General features: G+C 43.5%; 19 protein-coding genes and 1 tRNA gene. 18 read left to right on the top strand and 2 right to left on the bottom strand.

Annotated elements, in window-relative coordinates; genetic code table 11:
* Window positions 1–170: 170 nt before the first annotated feature.
* The 4 genes from RS891_RS31545 (at window position 171) to RS891_RS31530 (ending at window position 3822) form a co-directional block, all read left to right on the top strand.
* Window positions 171–932: a ParA family protein gene (locus tag RS891_RS31545; RefSeq protein ID WP_024629525.1), complete on the top strand. Its 762-nt coding sequence runs from the start codon at window positions 171–173 to the stop codon at window positions 930–932.
* Window positions 925–1770 (top strand): ParB/RepB/Spo0J family partition protein, encoded by an 846-nt coding sequence (locus tag RS891_RS31540; RefSeq protein ID WP_113053316.1) that lies wholly within the window; start codon window positions 925–927, stop codon window positions 1768–1770. The genes RS891_RS31545 and RS891_RS31540 overlap by 8 nt, the downstream gene beginning before the upstream one ends.
* A 155-nt stretch (window positions 1771–1925) precedes the next feature.
* Window positions 1926–3086 carry an aminotransferase class V-fold PLP-dependent enzyme gene (locus RS891_RS31535; protein ID WP_315794126.1) on the top strand — a complete coding sequence of 387 codons (1161 nt, stop codon included), beginning with the start codon at window positions 1926–1928 and terminating at the stop codon, window positions 3084–3086.
* Between the two features lie 235 nt (window positions 3087–3321).
* Window positions 3322–3822: a DUF4446 family protein gene (locus RS891_RS31530; RefSeq protein WP_315794125.1), complete on the top strand. Its 501-nt coding sequence runs from the start codon at window positions 3322–3324 to the stop codon at window positions 3820–3822.
* Here RS891_RS31530 and yyaC read toward each other — a convergent pair.
* The gene (yyaC, locus tag RS891_RS31525) at window positions 3797–4402 is read right to left on the bottom strand and encodes a spore protease YyaC (RefSeq protein WP_099857731.1); all 606 of its coding nucleotides are present in this window, start codon (window positions 4400–4402) and stop codon (window positions 3797–3799) included. The two genes, RS891_RS31530 and yyaC, sit on opposite strands and share 26 nt — an antisense overlap.
* Before the next feature lie 116 nt (window positions 4403–4518).
* Here yyaC and RS891_RS31520 point away from each other — a divergent pair, with 116 nt between their 5' ends.
* From RS891_RS31520 to RS891_RS31505, 4 genes are all read left to right on the top strand, one after another.
* Window positions 4519–4782, top strand: coding sequence for a putative Se/S carrier protein (locus RS891_RS31520; protein ID WP_181586567.1), 264 nt, complete (start codon window positions 4519–4521; stop codon window positions 4780–4782).
* Between the two features lie 14 nt (window positions 4783–4796).
* Window positions 4797–5735 (top strand): mechanosensitive ion channel family protein, encoded by a 939-nt coding sequence (locus RS891_RS31515; protein WP_315794124.1) that lies wholly within the window; start codon window positions 4797–4799, stop codon window positions 5733–5735.
* Window positions 5725–5934, top strand: a complete 210-nt coding sequence (locus RS891_RS31510; protein ID WP_113053313.1) for a DUF951 domain-containing protein — start codon at window positions 5725–5727, stop codon at window positions 5932–5934. Before RS891_RS31515 ends, RS891_RS31510 begins: the two co-directional genes overlap by 11 nt.
* Before the next feature lie 111 nt (window positions 5935–6045).
* A tRNA-Ser gene (locus RS891_RS31505) sits at window positions 6046–6136 on the top strand.
* Window positions 6137–6556: 420 nt separating this feature from the next.
* On the opposite strand, the gene RS891_RS31500 is transcribed toward RS891_RS31505, so the two are convergent.
* Window positions 6557–6751, bottom strand: a complete 195-nt coding sequence (locus RS891_RS31500; RefSeq protein ID WP_024629533.1) for a YjzC family protein — start codon at window positions 6749–6751, stop codon at window positions 6557–6559.
* A gap of 201 nt (window positions 6752–6952) precedes the next feature.
* Here RS891_RS31500 and rpsF point away from each other — a divergent pair, with 201 nt between their 5' ends.
* The 10 genes from rpsF (at window position 6953) to RS891_RS31450 (ending at window position 16480) form a co-directional block, all read left to right on the top strand.
* Window positions 6953–7246, top strand: coding sequence for a 30S ribosomal protein S6 (gene rpsF, locus RS891_RS31495; RefSeq protein ID WP_024629534.1), 294 nt, complete (start codon window positions 6953–6955; stop codon window positions 7244–7246).
* A 48-nt stretch (window positions 7247–7294) separates the two neighbouring features.
* Window positions 7295–7780 (top strand): single-stranded DNA-binding protein, encoded by a 486-nt coding sequence (gene ssb / locus RS891_RS31490; RefSeq protein ID WP_024629535.1) that lies wholly within the window; start codon window positions 7295–7297, stop codon window positions 7778–7780.
* A gap of 55 nt (window positions 7781–7835) precedes the next feature.
* Window positions 7836–8108, top strand: coding sequence for a 30S ribosomal protein S18 (gene rpsR / locus RS891_RS31485; protein ID WP_062327715.1), 273 nt, complete (start codon window positions 7836–7838; stop codon window positions 8106–8108).
* Window positions 8109–8328: 220 nt separating this feature from the next.
* Entirely contained in the window at window positions 8329–8922 is a 594-nt protein-coding gene (locus RS891_RS31480; RefSeq protein WP_315794123.1) for a M15 family metallopeptidase, read from the top strand.
* 732 nt (window positions 8923–9654) lie between these two features.
* Window positions 9655–10653, top strand: a complete 999-nt coding sequence (locus RS891_RS31475; RefSeq protein WP_113053368.1) for an ABC transporter ATP-binding protein — start codon at window positions 9655–9657, stop codon at window positions 10651–10653.
* 4 nt (window positions 10654–10657) lie between these two features.
* Window positions 10658–11590, top strand: coding sequence for an ABC transporter ATP-binding protein (locus tag RS891_RS31470; protein ID WP_113053310.1), 933 nt, complete (start codon window positions 10658–10660; stop codon window positions 11588–11590).
* 7 nt (window positions 11591–11597) lie between these two features.
* Window positions 11598–12560, top strand: a complete 963-nt coding sequence (gene opp4B / locus RS891_RS31465) for an oligopeptide ABC transporter permease (RefSeq protein ID WP_099857737.1) — start codon at window positions 11598–11600, stop codon at window positions 12558–12560.
* Window positions 12561–12589: 29 nt separating this feature from the next.
* Window positions 12590–13495 (top strand): ABC transporter permease, encoded by a 906-nt coding sequence (locus RS891_RS31460; RefSeq protein ID WP_113053309.1) that lies wholly within the window; start codon window positions 12590–12592, stop codon window positions 13493–13495.
* 19 nt (window positions 13496–13514) lie between these two features.
* Complete coding sequence (locus RS891_RS31455) at window positions 13515–15341, top strand: oligopeptide ABC transporter substrate-binding protein (protein WP_315794122.1); 1827 nt, start codon at window positions 13515–13517, stop codon at window positions 15339–15341.
* 248 nt (window positions 15342–15589) lie between these two features.
* Window positions 15590–16480 (top strand): D-alanyl-D-alanine carboxypeptidase family protein, encoded by an 891-nt coding sequence (locus RS891_RS31450; protein WP_113053307.1) that lies wholly within the window; start codon window positions 15590–15592, stop codon window positions 16478–16480.
* Window positions 16481–16594 lie beyond the last annotated feature (114 nt).

The raw sequence follows: 16594 nt of genomic DNA, 5'->3' as shown, positions 1-16594 counted from the left end.
GCAATGGGCCGCTTTTTCTGTCTATAAAGTTGAGAGTGGCATGAACAGCGTAGAACAGCACCATGAAGAAACGGTAGTTGATGTTTGTGTGGATGATAGCCACCTGCTTTTTGTTAACTGTAGTTCACAACCTACAAGAAAAGACTCCTATTTTATTTGAGGTGAAGTAATTGTCTAAGATTATGGCCGTAGCAAATCAAAAGGGCGGTGTGGGGAAAACGACGACATCTGTTAACTTGGGTGCAGGACTGGCTTCGCTCGGGAAAAGGGTGCTGCTTGTCGATATTGACCCCCAGGGGAATACAACCAGCGGAGTCGGAATCAACAAAGCAGATGTGGCCAATTGTATATATGATGTCATCATTAATGAAGTTCCTCCTCAAGAAGCGATTGTGGAAACTCAGATTGAAGGCCTTCATATCATACCTGCAACGATTCAGCTTGCCGGAGCCGAGATTGAACTGGTATCAACGATATCACGGGAAGTCCGCCTGAAAAAATCACTCGCCATGGTGAAAAAAAACTATGATTACATACTGATCGATTGTCCACCCTCCCTCGGCATGTTAACGATCAACTCGTTGACAGCTTCCGATTCGGTGATCATTCCGATTCAGTGTGAGTATTATGCGCTCGAAGGGTTGAGCCAGTTGCTCAACACGGTTCGTTTGGTGCAGAAACATCTGAATACATCCCTGCAGATTGAAGGAGTATTGCTGACGATGTTTGATGCTCGTACGAATCTGGGTATTCAAGTGATTGAAGAAGTGAAGAAGTATTTCCAACAAAAGGTGTATCAGACCATTATTCCGCGCAATGTGCGGCTTAGTGAGGCACCTTCTCATGGTCAGTCTATCATTACGTATGATCCTCGATCCCGAGGGGCTGAAGTTTATTTAGAGCTCGCAAAGGAAGTGATTTCTTATGAGTAAGCGGCTTGGAAAAGGTCTTGATGCCCTCATTCCTTCGCTTTCAATTAATGACGATGATAAAGTCGTAGAAATCCCGATTAGTCAACTGCGGGCAAACCCTTACCAACCTCGTAAAGTATTTGATGAGGATGCGATACATGAACTTGCTGAATCGATCCGTCAACATGGCGTTATACAACCTATTATTGTACGACCGGTTTTGAGAGGTTATGAGATCATTGCTGGTGAACGTCGGTTCAGAGCTTCCCAATATTGCGGTAATGCCACTGTGCCTGCCGTAGTTCGTAATTTCAGTGATCAGCAGGTTATGGAGATTGCTTTAATCGAGAACCTGCAGCGGGAGAATCTGAATGCGATGGAAGTCGCAGTTGCTTATCAGGGGTTGATGGATCAGTTTGGATTAACCCAGGAAGAACTCTCCGTAAAAGTGGGCAAATCACGTTCTCACATCGCTAACTTCCTACGTTTGTTATCATTACCGGAAGAAGTGAAGGATCATGTTTCACGTGGAACATTGTCAATGGGTCATGCACGTGCTATCGTCGGTGTTAAAGATGAGAGCCTTGTGAAGCAACTGGCAAAACAAACCATTGATCAACAATGGAGTGTACGTGAACTGGAAGAGGCTGTTCAACAATTGGATCGTTCCAAAATGGGTGAAGCGAAAGCCAAATCCAAGTTGAAGAAAAAAGATCCATTTATTGATACATTAGAAGAATCTTTACGTGAACGATTTAAAACAACGGTGAAAATTAAGCATAACAAAGATAAAGGTAAAATTGAGCTCAACTACTACAGCAAACAAGATCTGGAGCGACTGTTGGAACTATTGCAATAATAGTCATGATTATTCCATGATCGATGAACAACATGCGGGGCTTTTTCATGTGATGACATATCGCCTCTGTACTATGGAGAAACGATATGTCATTGTTTGTTTCTAGGGATTATATCCAAACAGAACAATCAATTAAGGACAGAGGTGGTCATGAGGTGGAGAGAGTTATTTATCTGGATCATGCAGCAACATCTTGGCCTAAACCACCTGCTGTCGGGGAAGCCATGATGCAGGCTCTGGATGTCGCAGGGGCGAACCCAGGCAGAGGCGGTCATCGGATGGCTGTACAGGCGAGCCGAGTTTTATTTGGTGCCAGAAAAGCGATATCCACTCTTTTGGGTGTTCGTAATGCCAATGATATTGCTCTGGGTTCTAATACCACAGAAGCTTTGAATCTAGCTATTCAAGGGTGGTTAAGAGAAGGCGATCATGTCATTGCTACGATGGCTGAACATAATTCAGTCAGACGGCCACTGGAGTACATGCGCAAATCTCGTAATGTAGAGGTTGATTATGTGCCTGTTAATGCAGCCGGGGAGATCGATCTGGTCCAATTCGCACGCTTGTTTCGTTCCAATACAAGATTGGTTGTCTGTACGCATAGTTCGAACCTGCTGGGGAGTATTCTGCCCATTGGTGAAATTGCACTGATGTGTCAAAAACACCAGGTGACTTTCCTTGTTGATGCTGCTCAAAGTGCAGGGATTATCCCTGTGGATGTGAAGCAGCTTGGCATTGATATGCTTGCCTTTCCAGGGCATAAAGGACTGTTGGGACCGCAGGGAACGGGTGGACTGTACATCGCTCCTGAACTGGATGTGCTACCATTGCTTCACGGAGGGACAGGAAGCCAATCCGAGGCAATTGAGCAGCCACTTGTTCGTCCTGATCGCTATGAGGCGGGTACGCCAAATACCGTGGGTATAGCAGGTCTGGCAGCAGGAGTGCAGCATGTGCTTGAACTAACACCTGAATTCATATATAAACACGAGTGGGATTTGACTCAGCATATGATGGATGGGTTATCATCAATACAGGGAATTCGAATGCTTGGTCCTGAAATTGGACAGCCGCGTACCGGATTGTTATCCTTTACTGTTGAAGGATATGATTCGGCTCAACTCGCTTTTCAATTAGACCGAAGTTATGGCATCGCTGTGCGTTCAGGTTTTCATTGCACACCTCTTGCCCATGAGTCGGCTGGTACAACGGCAAGTGGGGCTGTCAGAGCGAGCGTGGGGTATAGTACATCAAGAGAAGATGTAGATGCGTTAATCGAAGCAGTTATCGAATTAACAGCATCAAAATCGGTATGAATCAGCCCTAATAAAACATGAATTTGAATCGCTTGAATAAGCAAAAAGCAAAAGAGGTAAGAGGCTAAAACGAGTGATTAGCTGTATGAGTTATCTGGTGAATAATAAGGGTAAGCTTGAGGGTTACATGAGAGCGTTGGATGGCTTATCTTAGCTGAGTGGATCGATGATGTGGAGTACGTTTGAAGCTACAAACGTTAACCTGAACAAACCAACAGAGGGGTAGTTGCACTACATGGCTGAATTAAATGAGCTGATTCTGGAACAGCTGATATGGATTATTGGCGGCATGGCATTACTTTTGGTGATTTTGCTTATCATAAGTATTGCTCAAGGCGCAAAGCTACGGAAGTTTAAACGGAAATATGAGGCCATGATGGCTGGCAGTGGAGTGGAAGATCTGGAGTCGCTGTTAATCAATCTGAAAATTCAGATGGACAGCATTGAGGATGAGCATACACTGCAAACGGATCAGTTACAGACTGTCATGCAGAAGTTGACTCGCATCCAGGGTAAAGTGGGCGTGAAACGGTATAACGCTTATGGGGAGCTTGGCAGTGATCTGAGTTTCTCCATGGCAATGATTAACGATAGCCAGGACGGTATGGTACTCACTGGTATCTATAATCGAGACGGTTCCTATGTATATGCTAAACCTCTTAAAGGGGGAGAGTCCACGTATACTCTTTCCCCTGAGGAGAAGGAAGCCATTACTCTGGCACAGCAAGCAGAGTAGAACGGGTATGCCATTCGCGAATGGCGGAGTAGAGACTGCTGGATATAATCTCAGACATACGCATAACGAGACTGAGACGTGTGTTCTGTAAAACAAAGTATTCCATAAAGCCGCCGACGTTAACGATACCTGTAAGATGGATATCGCCGACCGGCGGTAATTCTTTATTTACACCTGCTCCTGGTTTGAGCGGTCCATTCACGACCTGGATACATCCAACACTCGAGGACTGCCCCAGACAGGCATCAATGCCGATCACATAAGGGTTGTGATGTGTGTTGTGTATTTTGTGAAGGGTGTCCTGCAGGTTCATTGCATGTACGGGTTCATCCAATGTGCCATAGAGATGGAATAGAGGGCTGTCCCACTTGGCAAGCGATGAGCCGACGAGTGGGCCGAGGCAGTCCCCGGTAGAGCGATCTGTACCGATACAGACGACAACTACATTTTGCAAAGAATGGGCTTTATAGAGATGGAACATTAAACGATGAATGATGGCTGAGTGAATGCCTGGATCTGTATGTGGGATTTTCAGGCTGGCCATGTCTTGAGATGAGAAGGAATGCGAAATGGGATTCATAGGATCTATCCTTTCCCTTGGAATAGTAGTAACAGTATATGGAAGGATAGAGCGTTTTATACTTCGAGAGGACAAGCTTTTTCAAAGGGATGAATGTATCGCGAAAGGAGCAGGACATGGACGAGTGGATTGATGATTGGATGCTGATCGCTTTTGATTCCACCCAGCAGGCGCTGCGGGCAGAAATGCTGCTGGAGTTTGCCGAGATTGAGATTGACTTATTTCCTACCCCGAAAGAGATCACTGCGGGATGTGCTCTATGTATTCAGTTTCCAAAAGAAGATCTGGAGAGAGTGAAACATATCATTCGTAACGAATTTGTGGAGATCCGAGGCCTCTATTTCAAAACTACTGACAGCTATGATAACATACCCATGTAGAGGAGGTTTGATCTATGTTGCCATTTAAGTTTGCTTCAGGGGATGAAGGGCCAGCGGAGACAGCCGTAAAAAGTGCGATAAGTTGGACAGACCGATTATGGAATAAAATCGCTGACGCAGATATGTGGTTTAACATTCTGTTCAGTTCGATTCGCATCGTTATTATTTTCATCATTACGCGTATTGTGATCAAGATTGTATCACGTATTATAGATCGCACGATGGCACGTAAGCAGGAGGGCAAGATTCGCGTCAACCCGCGGAGATTTATAACGGTGGGAGAATTGATGAAAAATGCGACCTCTATAACATGTAATTTCATTATGATTCTGTTACTGTTATCTGAGATCAACGTGAAAGTTGGACCATTGTTAGCTAGCGCGGGAGTACTTGGACTGGCTATCGGTTTTGGTGCCCAAGGATTGGTGAAGGATGTTATTACGGGTTTCTTCATTATATTAGAGGATCAATTCGCCGTAGGCGATGTTATTCAAACAGGTACCTATAAAGGAACGGTTGAGGTCATTGGCCTGAGAACAACCAAGCTGGTTAGCTGGCAAGGTGAGGTGCACATCATTCCAAATGGTACGATTGCAAGTGTAACTAATTACTCGATGTCGAACTCCCTTGCAGTTGTGGACATTCCGATGAAGGGTGAACAGACCCTGGACGAGTCAGTGCACCTGGTGAAACGAGCGTTGACTGGAATTGAGGATCGTGACCTGAACATCGTTAAAGTACCTGACGTACTTGGTATCCAGTCGATGTCTACCTCGGAATATGTGGTTCGCATTGTTGCTGAGTGTCTGCCGAACTCCAGAGCATCTGTAGAGCGCCAAATTCAGAGTGATGTGAAGAAAACACTGGAGTATCATGAGATGAGCAATCAAGCAGCATTAGAGCAAGCAGCAGCTCAGGAGAAGGATGAGGGGGATGGCATAGGTGGAGCGTAAAAGTTTCCAGCTTGGGGACATTGTGCAGATGAAGAAGCAGCATCCATGTGGCAGCAATGAGATGGAGATTATCCGGATGGGCATGGATATTCGCATCAAATGTGTAGGATGTAAACACAGCGTATTAATACCCAGAGCGAAATTCGAGAAAAACATGAAAAAGGTGCTTCGTTCGGCAGAGGATTCGGCTGAATCCTAATGAAAAATTGCGGTAATGTTACTCTTTTCGCACTCCATAATAACGTTTACATGTAGGCATGGCTTAGGTATTGCGTTCTGTAAATGATCATGCTATAATCATTATTGCTGCGGAAAGGTACCCAAGAGGCCCAAGGGGGCTGACTCGAAATCAGTTAGGCGTGTCACAGCGTGCGTGGGTTCGAATCCCACCCTTTCCGCCACTAAAGATCTTGCTTGAAATTTTAATTGAACAACTTACTCAACGTGTGTTGAGCTTTATACATGCAAAAAGGCCTTCCAAATGGAAGGTCTTTTTATTTTTTAATTTTGTCGTCTGATAACCATTTGTAATTGAAAAAACAAAGAGCCCCTAAGGGCTCTTTGTTCGGCGATGCATTCGGTTTGTTAGGAAACAATCGGTCGTAACGATCAGAAACTGGGTGTACTGCATGTAGCAATACTCGTGCTTCAGACAAAGGCCTTACACACAACCATCTTGCTTCTTAAATTACGTGATGAATCTCCAACAGCGAATGTTCGGCTTCGTTGTCCAACGGAACCACACCTCTCTCGTGCATCGCCTGATTGTATTATGTGCATTAGTACGTTTTATATACGGCAGTTTGAAAAAATCTTTACACTTAGTGGACGCGGGCTTTGGTCAGCTTCTTCCACTTGCGATTCTGATTGCTTGTTTCAGGAAAAGCTTCACCCTTTTGCAGGGTTACCCGTTTCGGATTGTTAATCTCCGTATGAAAGCTCTTCTCACCAACCTCGGTGTACTCGCCATCGTTTGGAGCTTTGTCTCCTGGTTCAAACTCGGTTTTTTCGCCCATGATAAAACCTCCTTGGCATAATGGATTTCAATGTTGCTTCTGTAGTGTGCTCCATTGGAGTTATGATCATGTGTAATAAGAATAGGGAACGTTTGCTTGCATTGAGACGTCATATTTGTTATATTAATATAGTTCGAGTTTGTGCTCGTTCCTTGCTCTCAACCTAGATTGAGGGCCAGAGTCCATAAGGAGGTGAAAATTATGCGCAAATATGAAGTGATGTACATTATTCGTCCTGATGTTGAGCAAGAAGTTGTTCAAGCTACAGTCGATAAATTCCAAGGCATCATCTCCAACGGCGGTGGTGAAGTTACAGCTCACGACGTTATGGGTAAACGCCGTCTTGCGTATGAGATCAAGAAATTCCGTGATGGTGTTTATGTTTTGGTACACTTCACTGCTGAACCAGCAGTAGTTACTGAACTTGAGCGTCTCATGAAGATTTCTGACGAAGTAATTCGTTATCTCATTACAAACGACGTTAAGTCTGCTTAAGACAACTCGTGATCAACGCACCAATACGCTCTGAAGGAGGGGATTACATTGTTGAACCGTGTCATTCTGATCGGCCGGTTAACCCGGGATCCTGAGTTGCGTTATACTCCAGCTGGAGTAGCAGTTACGCAATTTACTTTGGCAGTGGACAGACCGTTTACAAGCCAAGGGGGAGAACGGGAAGCGGATTTCATTCCGGTCGTAACCTGGAGACAGCTTGCTGAGACTTGTGCAAACTATTTGCGCAAAGGACGCCTAGCTGCAGTCGAAGGACGCATTCAAGTACGGAATTACGAGAATAACGAAGGAAAACGTGTATACGTGACCGAAGTCATTGCCGATAACGTCCGTTTCTTGGAGTCAGCTAACCGTGATAATAACGGTGGCGGCGGTGGGCAACCAATGCGTGAAGAGCCTTCTTACGGAGGCGGCGGGCGCGCGAACAATAACAATAATTCGCGTAGCAACAATCAGGATCCTTTTTCCGATGACGGAAAACCGATTGATATATCGGATGATGATTTGCCATTTTAACGTGAACCGACACTCTTAGAGTGATTGGCTAAACGATAGGAAAGGACTGAAAAGCATGAGCTTCAAGCAAAGAGAAGGCGGAGACAACGATAAAAGACCGGCTCGCCGTGGCGGCCGTAACAAACGTCGTAAAGTGTGCTTCTTCACAGCTAACAAAATTACTCACATCGATTATAAAGATACGGACTTGCTTCGTAAATTTATCAGCGAGCGCGGAAAAATTTTGCCACGCCGTGTAACAGGTACTAGCGCTAAATATCAACGCATGCTGACGATTGCCATCAAACGCTCCCGTCAAATCGCATTGCTGCCATACACAACTGAGTAGTCTTACTCAGCATGGATACAAAGCAGTCGGCTTATAGCCGGCTGCTTTTTTGCATCTGAAAATAATTAAGGTGGGTTATCTCCTGGTAATTGGATTTCGTAAGGAGCTGCGACGATAGAAGCAATTATGACGTAAATGATTTATAATAGAGTCTTATTATATTGCTGATATCAGATAGCGTGAGTATGAACGAATATAGATTCCATCATCAGGAGATAACATGAATACATCCAAACGTAAAGTAAAACAGAGACGCAAGAGTAGTCTGCGATTTTGGCTCGTAGCTACATTTTTGCTTTCCATTATATATGTGTGGTTACAGCAAAAAGGAGATACCTATGACATATGGCCACGAAACAACGTGCAAGAAGCATTGCCGATCACAGAACTTCACCCGGTAGTTGCGGAAAGTGAGAAGTTGTTGGTTCGAAAGGCAGCTAGAAGAGGAATTGAAGTCGTGATTACACATGATTTTCGCAGCATTGATGAGCAAGATGCTCTCTACAATCAAGGACGCTCCATTGCCGGAAATATCGTTACCAACGCCAAAGGGGGAGAATCCTATCACAACTATGGTTTGGCCATTGATTTTGCCTTGCGGACTCCTGAAGGAGATGTAGTGTGGGATATGGAACGTGATGACAACGGCAATGGAAGGGCAGATTGGCTGGAAGTTGTGGACCTAGCCAAAGAACTAGGGTTTACGTGGGGAGGAGATTGGGCTAACTTTCCGGATTATCCTCACTTGCAGATGGACTTTGGATTAAGCATTAATGATTTGAAGCGTGGGAAAAGACCTCCAGACACACAGTAAATAGGATACTATATATACATCTATATGTATAAATATTAGAAAAGCCTTGCATTTTGCAGGGCTTTTTTCTTTCTTTTGTAAAATAAATGATAAAAGATGACAATTTGTTCTTTACATAAGCGATTAAATGAAACTATACTATAATAACTAGAAATTTAACTTCAATCCATTAGTAATATCTAAATTACACCTCTAAAAGTACAGAATTTGGGTGGAAATCATTTTTACTTCCAAATTGAATATGACCTCTACAATTCCCTCATACCTAACATAATAGTTTGTTATATCTACATTTCTAACATTTAACTACACAACTCGTGTAATAGTAATGTCATATATTTAGATAATTAGTATTTTTAAGATTTAAACTCTTCCATTAAAAGCAACCGATTGACTCTAAAATTCCTTGATTTATTCCCTTTAAAGTATAACTAATACCCAAAACTGTGCTATAAAAAACATTTATACCATAAATCTCAAATTAAGCATTGACGTCACCTAAATTTACACGTATGATTACATTAATTATTTTGCATTATAATCCCGCTAGGAATTGTCAGCATTAATTGACCAACGGTCTAAATAGCAGTCGTCAAAAATGGATTCTCCTAATGATTTGGTATTTTGTATACACTTTCGTTCGTTATCTTCAAGAACATGGAAATATACAGTGGATGCATTCTTCTACACATGAATACATTCTGCAGAAATTATGGGGTTAGGGTGATTGATTTGAATACAGAGCTATTGGAAGTCAGAAATCTAACTACATCATTCAGAATTGAAGATGACTATTATGCAGCAGTTGATCACGTTAACCTTACGGTTAAAAAGAATGAAGTATTGGCTATTGTAGGAGAATCAGGATCGGGCAAAAGTGCTTTTGCTTTTTCGATAATGGGTCTGCATAACAAAGCCAAAATTGATGGGGAGATTCTGTACAAAGGGCAGAATATTGCTGGTATATCTCCCAACAAATTAAACAAACTTCGCGGTAAAGAGATGGGAATGATCTTTCAGGACCCGCTTTCCGCATTAAATCCTCTGATGGTGATCGGTGAACAGATCGAAGAGATTCTGACACTGCATCAACCCAAGCTATCTTCGAAAGAAAAGAAAGACAAAGTCATTGATTTACTCAACCAAGTAGGGATTCCGCGTCCCGAACAATTATACAAGCAATATCCTCACGAACTATCGGGTGGTATGAGACAGAGAGTTGTTATCGCGATTGCGATTGCCAATAAACCTGAATTGCTGATTGCCGACGAACCAACGACAGCTCTTGACGTTACAATCCAACTACAAATTCTGGAGCTTATCCGCGAATTGAAGAACGAGATAAACGCAGGAATCATCCTGATCACGCATGATCTGGGAGTCGTTGCCGAGATGGCTGATCGCGTAGCAGTTATGTATGCAGGAGAAATTGTGGAGATTGCAGACATCTATACTCTTATGACGGATGCCAAGCATCCATATACACGTTCTCTACTAAACTCTATTCCAACTATCTCTGAAGAAAAATCGAAGCTTCATGTCATTCAAGGTATTGTTCCATCACTGAAAAATCTTCCTCGTCAAGGGTGCCGATTCAAGGCTCGAATTCCATGGATAAGTGATTCGGCTCATGAAGAAAACCCACAGATGCATGAAATTGCGCCAGGGCATTTTGTACGGTGTACCTGTTATCAGCACTTTCATTTCCCTGATCAAGCTGAGGAGGAATAACATAATGGCATTACTCGAAGTAGAAGGACTGAAAATTCACTTTCCGATTCGCGGAGGGTTGATCAAGCGTGAAATTGGTAACATCAAAGCCGTTGATGATGTGAGTTTCTCCATTGAACAAGGGCAAACGTACGGCCTTGTAGGTGAGTCAGGCTCAGGCAAAACGACTACGGGTAGAGCTGTTATTGGCTTAAACCATGTGACAGCCGGGAAAATTCTTTTCAACGGAAGAGATCTGGCTACAGAGAGGCGGAAAGATAGACAACTGCAGCGTGATGTGCAGATGATCTTTCAGGACCCGTACTCTTCGTTAAATCCCAAGAAACGTGTTATCGACATCATTGCTGAGCCACTCCGCAATTATGAACGACTGACGGCTACTGAAGAGAAACGTCAGGTCCGTGATCTTCTGGAGAAGGTCGGATTAAGTCCCGAATCGATCTATAAGTATCCTCATGAGTTTTCTGGAGGCCAGAGGCAACGGATTGGTATTGCGCGTGCGATTGCATTGAAGCCAAAGCTGATTATCGCAGATGAGCCAGTATCCGCGCTCGATGTATCTGTACAAGCACAGGTGCTTAACTTCATGCAGGAAATTCAAAAAGAGTTGAATCTGACCTACTTGTTCATCAGTCACGATCTCGGCATTATCCGCCATATGTGTGATCAGATCGGAATTATGTATAAAGGTCGGTATGTTGAGCAGGGCACAACGGATGATATTTTTGAGAATCCACAACATATCTATACCAAGCGTTTAATAGCAGCCATTCCGGATATGGACCCAACCAAACGTGAAGAAATGGTAGCCTTCCGTCAGCAGGTCAAATCCGAGTATGAACATTCATACCGAAACTTCTTTGATGAGGAAGGGCTGGCATACTCGCTCCAATCCATTTCCGATACTCACCGAGTAGCTCTACCTCAGAAAGGTTGAAGACCATATGTGGAAAACGATAGTACGCAGAATTATCATTATGATCCCTCAGATCTTTTTGCTTAGCCTGTTGGTCTTTCTGATGGCCAAGGCGATGCCTGGGGATGCACTTACCGGATTACTCGATCCGAGTATTGATCCAAAAGCGCTGGATGAACAGCGGGAACGGCTGGGATTAAACAATCCATGGTATGTACAGTATTGGGATTGGATCAAAAATGCTGCACAAGGTGATTTCGGACAATCTTTCCGATTCAAAATGCCAGTGTCTGATCTGATTGGTCAACGTGTAGCCAATACGTTCTGGCTTGCACTGGCGACACTCGTGTTTACCTATCTGATTGCCATTCCACTTGGCATTATCAGTGGACGTTACAACGATACCTGGTCTGATCGGTTGATCACAGGTTACACCTACTTGGGCTTTGCAGCCCCGTTGTTTATCTTCGCACTGGTGATGTTATGGATTTTTGGATTCCATTTTGGTTGGTTCCCAACCGGGGGAAGTGTGGAACCTGGACTTACGCCAGGCACATTCAGCTATATTACAAGCAAATTCTATCATTTGTTATTACCATCACTATCCATGGCATTAATTGCAACGGTATCTACCGTCCAATACTTGCGTAGTGAAATTATCGATATCAAGCACAAGGAATTCGTTCTTACTGCGAGAGCCAAGGGTGCTTCGGAATCTCGAATCTACAACAGGCATATTTTAAGAAACTCGTTGTTGCCGATCGCCGCATTTTTCGGGTATGAGATTACGGGACTTATCGGAGGTACCATCTTCATTGAGAGTATATTCAGTTATCCAGGTATGGGACAGTTGTTCTTGAATTCCATTTCTCTTCGGGATTTCAGTGTAGTAACTGCACTCGTTCTGTTATATGGCATAGCTACAATCCTAGGATCGTTGCTGTCTGATATTATTCTGGGTATTGTTGATCCGCGTATCCGGATCAAGTAAGAACTTGAAGATTTCGGGGTGAAAATAAGATGAGCAAGGCCAATGATGTCGTTATAACTTCACAGAAGATTGATAAGAGCCCCTCCAGCTTGAATATCTTGTGGCGGGAGCTTGTCAGAGATAAGGTGGCACTAATCTCGCTCATATTTTTGGGACTGGTCATACTGCTGGTCTATGGTACTTCTTTGATCCTGGATCAAGCTGAAATTGTTAAGGTAGATTTGTTCGCTTTATATGAACCGCCTTCCGCGCAGTATTGGCTGGGAACGGATTACGGCGGTCGTGATGTGTTCGGACAACTGATTATCGGTACACGTAACTCTCTAACCATTGGTATTATCGTCACGCTAATGACGGGTTGTATAGGTATCCTGGTGGGTCTGTTATCCGGTTACTTCGGTGGAATGATTGATAACCTGTTTATGCGCGTTGTTGATTTCTTCATGATTCTTCCGATGCTGATGATTGTTATTGCGTTTGTTACTGCAGTACCCAAATATAATATTGTATCTTTCTCATTAATCATGACAGCTTTTCTCTGGATGGGGATTGCCAGGTTGATCCGCTCGAAAGCATTGCAGGAACGGGAACTGGACTATGTAAAAGCTTCTAAAACATTAGGTTCGTCCCATCTTAAGATTATGCTCTCACAGGTTCTTCCTAATCTTAGCTCCATCATCATCGTAACGATGACGTTGAATCTCGCTGCCAATATTGGCCTCGAATCGGGACTTTCCTTCTTGGGATTTGGATTCCCGGAAAGTACACCCAGTCTTGGAACACTCGTAAGCTATGCTCGTAATCCGCAAACACTGGAATACAGATGGTGGATATGGCTACCTGCGTCAGTACTTATTCTGGTATTGATGTTGAGTATAAATAATGTCGGACAAGCCCTGAAGCGTGCGACTGATGCAAGACAAAGAAGAGGTTAAAAAAAGGGAGGAAAGGTTCATGAAAAAGGGATTATTTTCACGGGGACTATTTTTCACGATAATGTTGGTCTTCGTACTTGCGCTTGCGGCGTGCTCAGAGAAAGAGGCGGCAACACCAACGCCTTCTACGAACACAGGGGAAACAAAAACGGAGGAAAAGCCTGCTAACGAAGAGGGCGTATACTCCATCGACGACTTCAACAACGTTAAAACGAATGAAGGCACTGCAATTGAGGGTGGATCCATAACATACGGACTTGTATCCGATACTGCTTTTGAAGGAACTTTGAACTATACTTTCTATTCCGGTAATCCGGATGCAATGGTTCTGCAATGGTTTGACGAAGGTTTGCTGACTTGGGACAAAGACTATGTATATACCAACGATGGTGCAGCAACGTATGAAACATCGGAAGATGGCAAAACGTTCACACTGACGATTCGTGATAATGTAAACTGGCATGACGGCAAGCCTGTAACGGCTGAAGATTTGCAGTTTGCTTATGAAGTTATCGGTAACAAGGCTTATGATGGCCCACGTTACGATTCCAACTTCACAAGTGTAGTAGGTATGGATGATTATCATGCTGGAAAAGCAAAAACAATCTCTGGAATCAAAGTTCTTAGCGAAAAACAAATCAGCATTACGTACAAGGAATCTACACCTTCCCTGCTGACAGGTGGCGTATGGACATATCCGCTGGCTAAACATATCTTTGGTGATATGGATGTAGCAAAAATGTCTTCTTCCAAAGAAGTACGTGAAAAACCAATCGGTTTTGGTGCATTTAAAGTGGAAACAATCACTCCAGGTGAGTCTGTAACTTTCGTTAAAAATGATGACTACTGGCGTGGGGCTCCAAAACTGGACAAAGTGACTTTGAAAGTAATCAACCCAACAACGGTTGTTCAAGAATTGAAATCTGGCGGGGTAGATCTCGTGGATTCATTCCCGACAGATCAATATAAAGATAATGCCAATATGTCCAACGTTGAATTCCTGGGTGCAATCGATCGTGCTTACACCTACATTGGCTTCAAACTGGGCACATGGGATGCGGACAACGGCAAAGTTGTAACAAACCCGGATGCAAAAATGGCTGACAAAAATCTGCGTAAAGCGATGTGGCTTGCTGTAGATAATGACCAAGTTGGTAAACGTTTCTATAACGGTCTGCGTTGGAATGCAACAACACTGATTCCGCCGTCTCACCCGGAATTCCATGATTCTAACAATCCAGGTGTAGCGTATGATCCAGAAGCAGCGAAAAAATTGCTCGATGAAGCAGGTTATAAACTGGATGGAGAATTCCGTACAAAACCAGACGGTTCTCCTCTTGAAATTAACTTTGTATCGATGACAGGTGGCGATACAGCTGAACCACTGGCACGTTACTACGTTCAATCGTGGGCAGCAATTGGTCTGAAAGTAAACCTGGAAATGGTTGAGTTCAACAACTTCTATGACCGTGTAGGTAACACAGGTAAAGATGATCCGAATATTGATGTGTATCAAGCTGCTTGGGGCGTAGGTATTGACGTAGATCCAGCAGGTCTGTATGGGCGTGATGCACTGTACAACTTCTCCAGATTCTCCAGTGAAGAAAATGACAAATTGCTCGCACAAGGTGTGTCTGCTGAAGCGTTTGACGTAGACAAGCGTAAAGAAATCTACAACGAATGGCAGCAGTACATGGTTGATGAAGTTCCTGTATTCCCGACACTGTACCGTGCTGTTGTAGCACCAGTGAACAAACGTGTAATGAACTACGCGATTGGTGACGGAACAGGACTCTACTTGAATGACATTCAAGTTAATGCAGACAAAGCTGTTGTAGCAGAGTAATAAAACTTTAGCAACAATAAGGATTGGGGTCCTTAAAAGAATTCGGTTGCTAGATCTAATTGAAAAGATTCTTCTAGATATGAATAGAAAAAGTCTTAAAAACATGGATTTCGTACACTCTGGCATGGGGGTATGGGGTCCATGTTTTTTTTGGTAACAAAAAAATAAAAAAAATTTAACTTTTTTTCAAAAAAGTGCAGACAAAATGCCTCTTCACTTCGTCTATATCTGTAAGAGGTGATTTTCCGATGAAAAGATGGTGGATACGGGCAGGAATGCTACTGGCTCTACTGGTCATTATATATTTGGGTGTAAAACCGGACATGCTGGTGGGCAAACCGGGAATTAAAGCCGAATCGGCTGTATTAATGGATATGAACTCCGAGCAGATTCTAATCAACTTTAACGGTTCTGAAGAGATTGCACCTGCAGGGATCAGCAAATTGATGACAGAACTACTGATAATGGAGGCCGTAATTAACGGAGAATTGCGTTGGGACGACCCGGTGAATATCAGCCTGTATGCAAGTTCAGTAGGTGGTAACCACTTGGGTTTGAAACAAGGCGAGCAATTTACTGTGCAGGAGCTATTCCAGATTGTGGCGGTCTATTCCGCGAATGATGCAGCTATTGCTCTAGCTGAACATATCAGTGGGACAGAGCAGACTTTTACACAAAAGATGAATCAGAAGGCTACCGAGATCGGTCTATCTGACAAGACGGTGTTTACCAATGCAACAGGTTTAAGCGAAAAACAACTTGGTCCGAATCGTCCGAAGGAAATACAAGGGCAGACTGTAATGACCGCTGTAGATGCGTGCAAGCTTGCTCGTTATCTGCTAAATAACTACCCCGAAATATTGAGAGTTTCCAGCCAAATGCAGGTATCGATGCACCAAAAAGGAATGTATTTGAGCAACACCAACTGGATGCTTTCCTCTATTGGCGGACCCTATGCTTACGATGGCAACGATGGATTGAAGACCGGATATGATGAAGAGTCCGGCTATCACTTCGTTGGAACGGCTGAGCGAGATGGCAAGCGACTGATCTCCGTTGTACTGGGTTCGGATAGTCGTGAAGGACGTTTTATCGAGACACGAAAGTTATTTAATTATGGATTCTCCGGTTCAAAGTAAGGGATATTTGAATATTACATGACATGTTATACAAGACAATGCTTTGTAATGGAACTTTGATTGGTTCCACGCTGTTAACCAATGGTGGATCATGGTAAAATGATTTACGTATAA

Source organism: Paenibacillus sp. BIC5C1 (genome assembly GCF_032399705.1).
Lineage (GTDB): Bacteria > Bacillota > Bacilli > Paenibacillales > Paenibacillaceae > Paenibacillus > Paenibacillus taichungensis_A.
This window is presented reverse-complemented; position numbering and strand designations above follow the sequence as displayed.

Coding starts and splice junctions, on each gene's coding strand:
- RS891_RS31540 (WP_113053316.1), top strand. CDS start 925: ATGAGTAAGCGGCTTGGAAAAGGTCTTGATGCCCTCATTCCTTCGCTT.
- RS891_RS31530 (WP_315794125.1), top strand. CDS start 3,322: ATGGCTGAATTAAATGAGCTGATTCTGGAACAGCTGATATGGATTATT.
- yyaC (WP_099857731.1), bottom strand. CDS start 4,402: ATGAATCCCATTTCGCATTCCTTCTCATCTCAAGACATGGCCAGCCTG.
- RS891_RS31520 (WP_181586567.1), top strand. CDS start 4,519: ATGGACGAGTGGATTGATGATTGGATGCTGATCGCTTTTGATTCCACC.
- RS891_RS31515 (WP_315794124.1), top strand. CDS start 4,797: ATGTTGCCATTTAAGTTTGCTTCAGGGGATGAAGGGCCAGCGGAGACA.
- RS891_RS31500 (WP_024629533.1), bottom strand. CDS start 6,751: ATGGGCGAAAAAACCGAGTTTGAACCAGGAGACAAAGCTCCAAACGAT.
- rpsF (WP_024629534.1), top strand. CDS start 6,953: ATGCGCAAATATGAAGTGATGTACATTATTCGTCCTGATGTTGAGCAA.
- rpsR (WP_062327715.1), top strand. CDS start 7,836: ATGAGCTTCAAGCAAAGAGAAGGCGGAGACAACGATAAAAGACCGGCT.
- RS891_RS31480 (WP_315794123.1), top strand. CDS start 8,329: ATGAATACATCCAAACGTAAAGTAAAACAGAGACGCAAGAGTAGTCTG.
- RS891_RS31470 (WP_113053310.1), top strand. CDS start 10,658: ATGGCATTACTCGAAGTAGAAGGACTGAAAATTCACTTTCCGATTCGC.
- opp4B (WP_099857737.1), top strand. CDS start 11,598: ATGTGGAAAACGATAGTACGCAGAATTATCATTATGATCCCTCAGATC.
- RS891_RS31460 (WP_113053309.1), top strand. CDS start 12,590: ATGAGCAAGGCCAATGATGTCGTTATAACTTCACAGAAGATTGATAAG.
- RS891_RS31455 (WP_315794122.1), top strand. CDS start 13,515: ATGAAAAAGGGATTATTTTCACGGGGACTATTTTTCACGATAATGTTG.
- RS891_RS31450 (WP_113053307.1), top strand. CDS start 15,590: ATGAAAAGATGGTGGATACGGGCAGGAATGCTACTGGCTCTACTGGTC.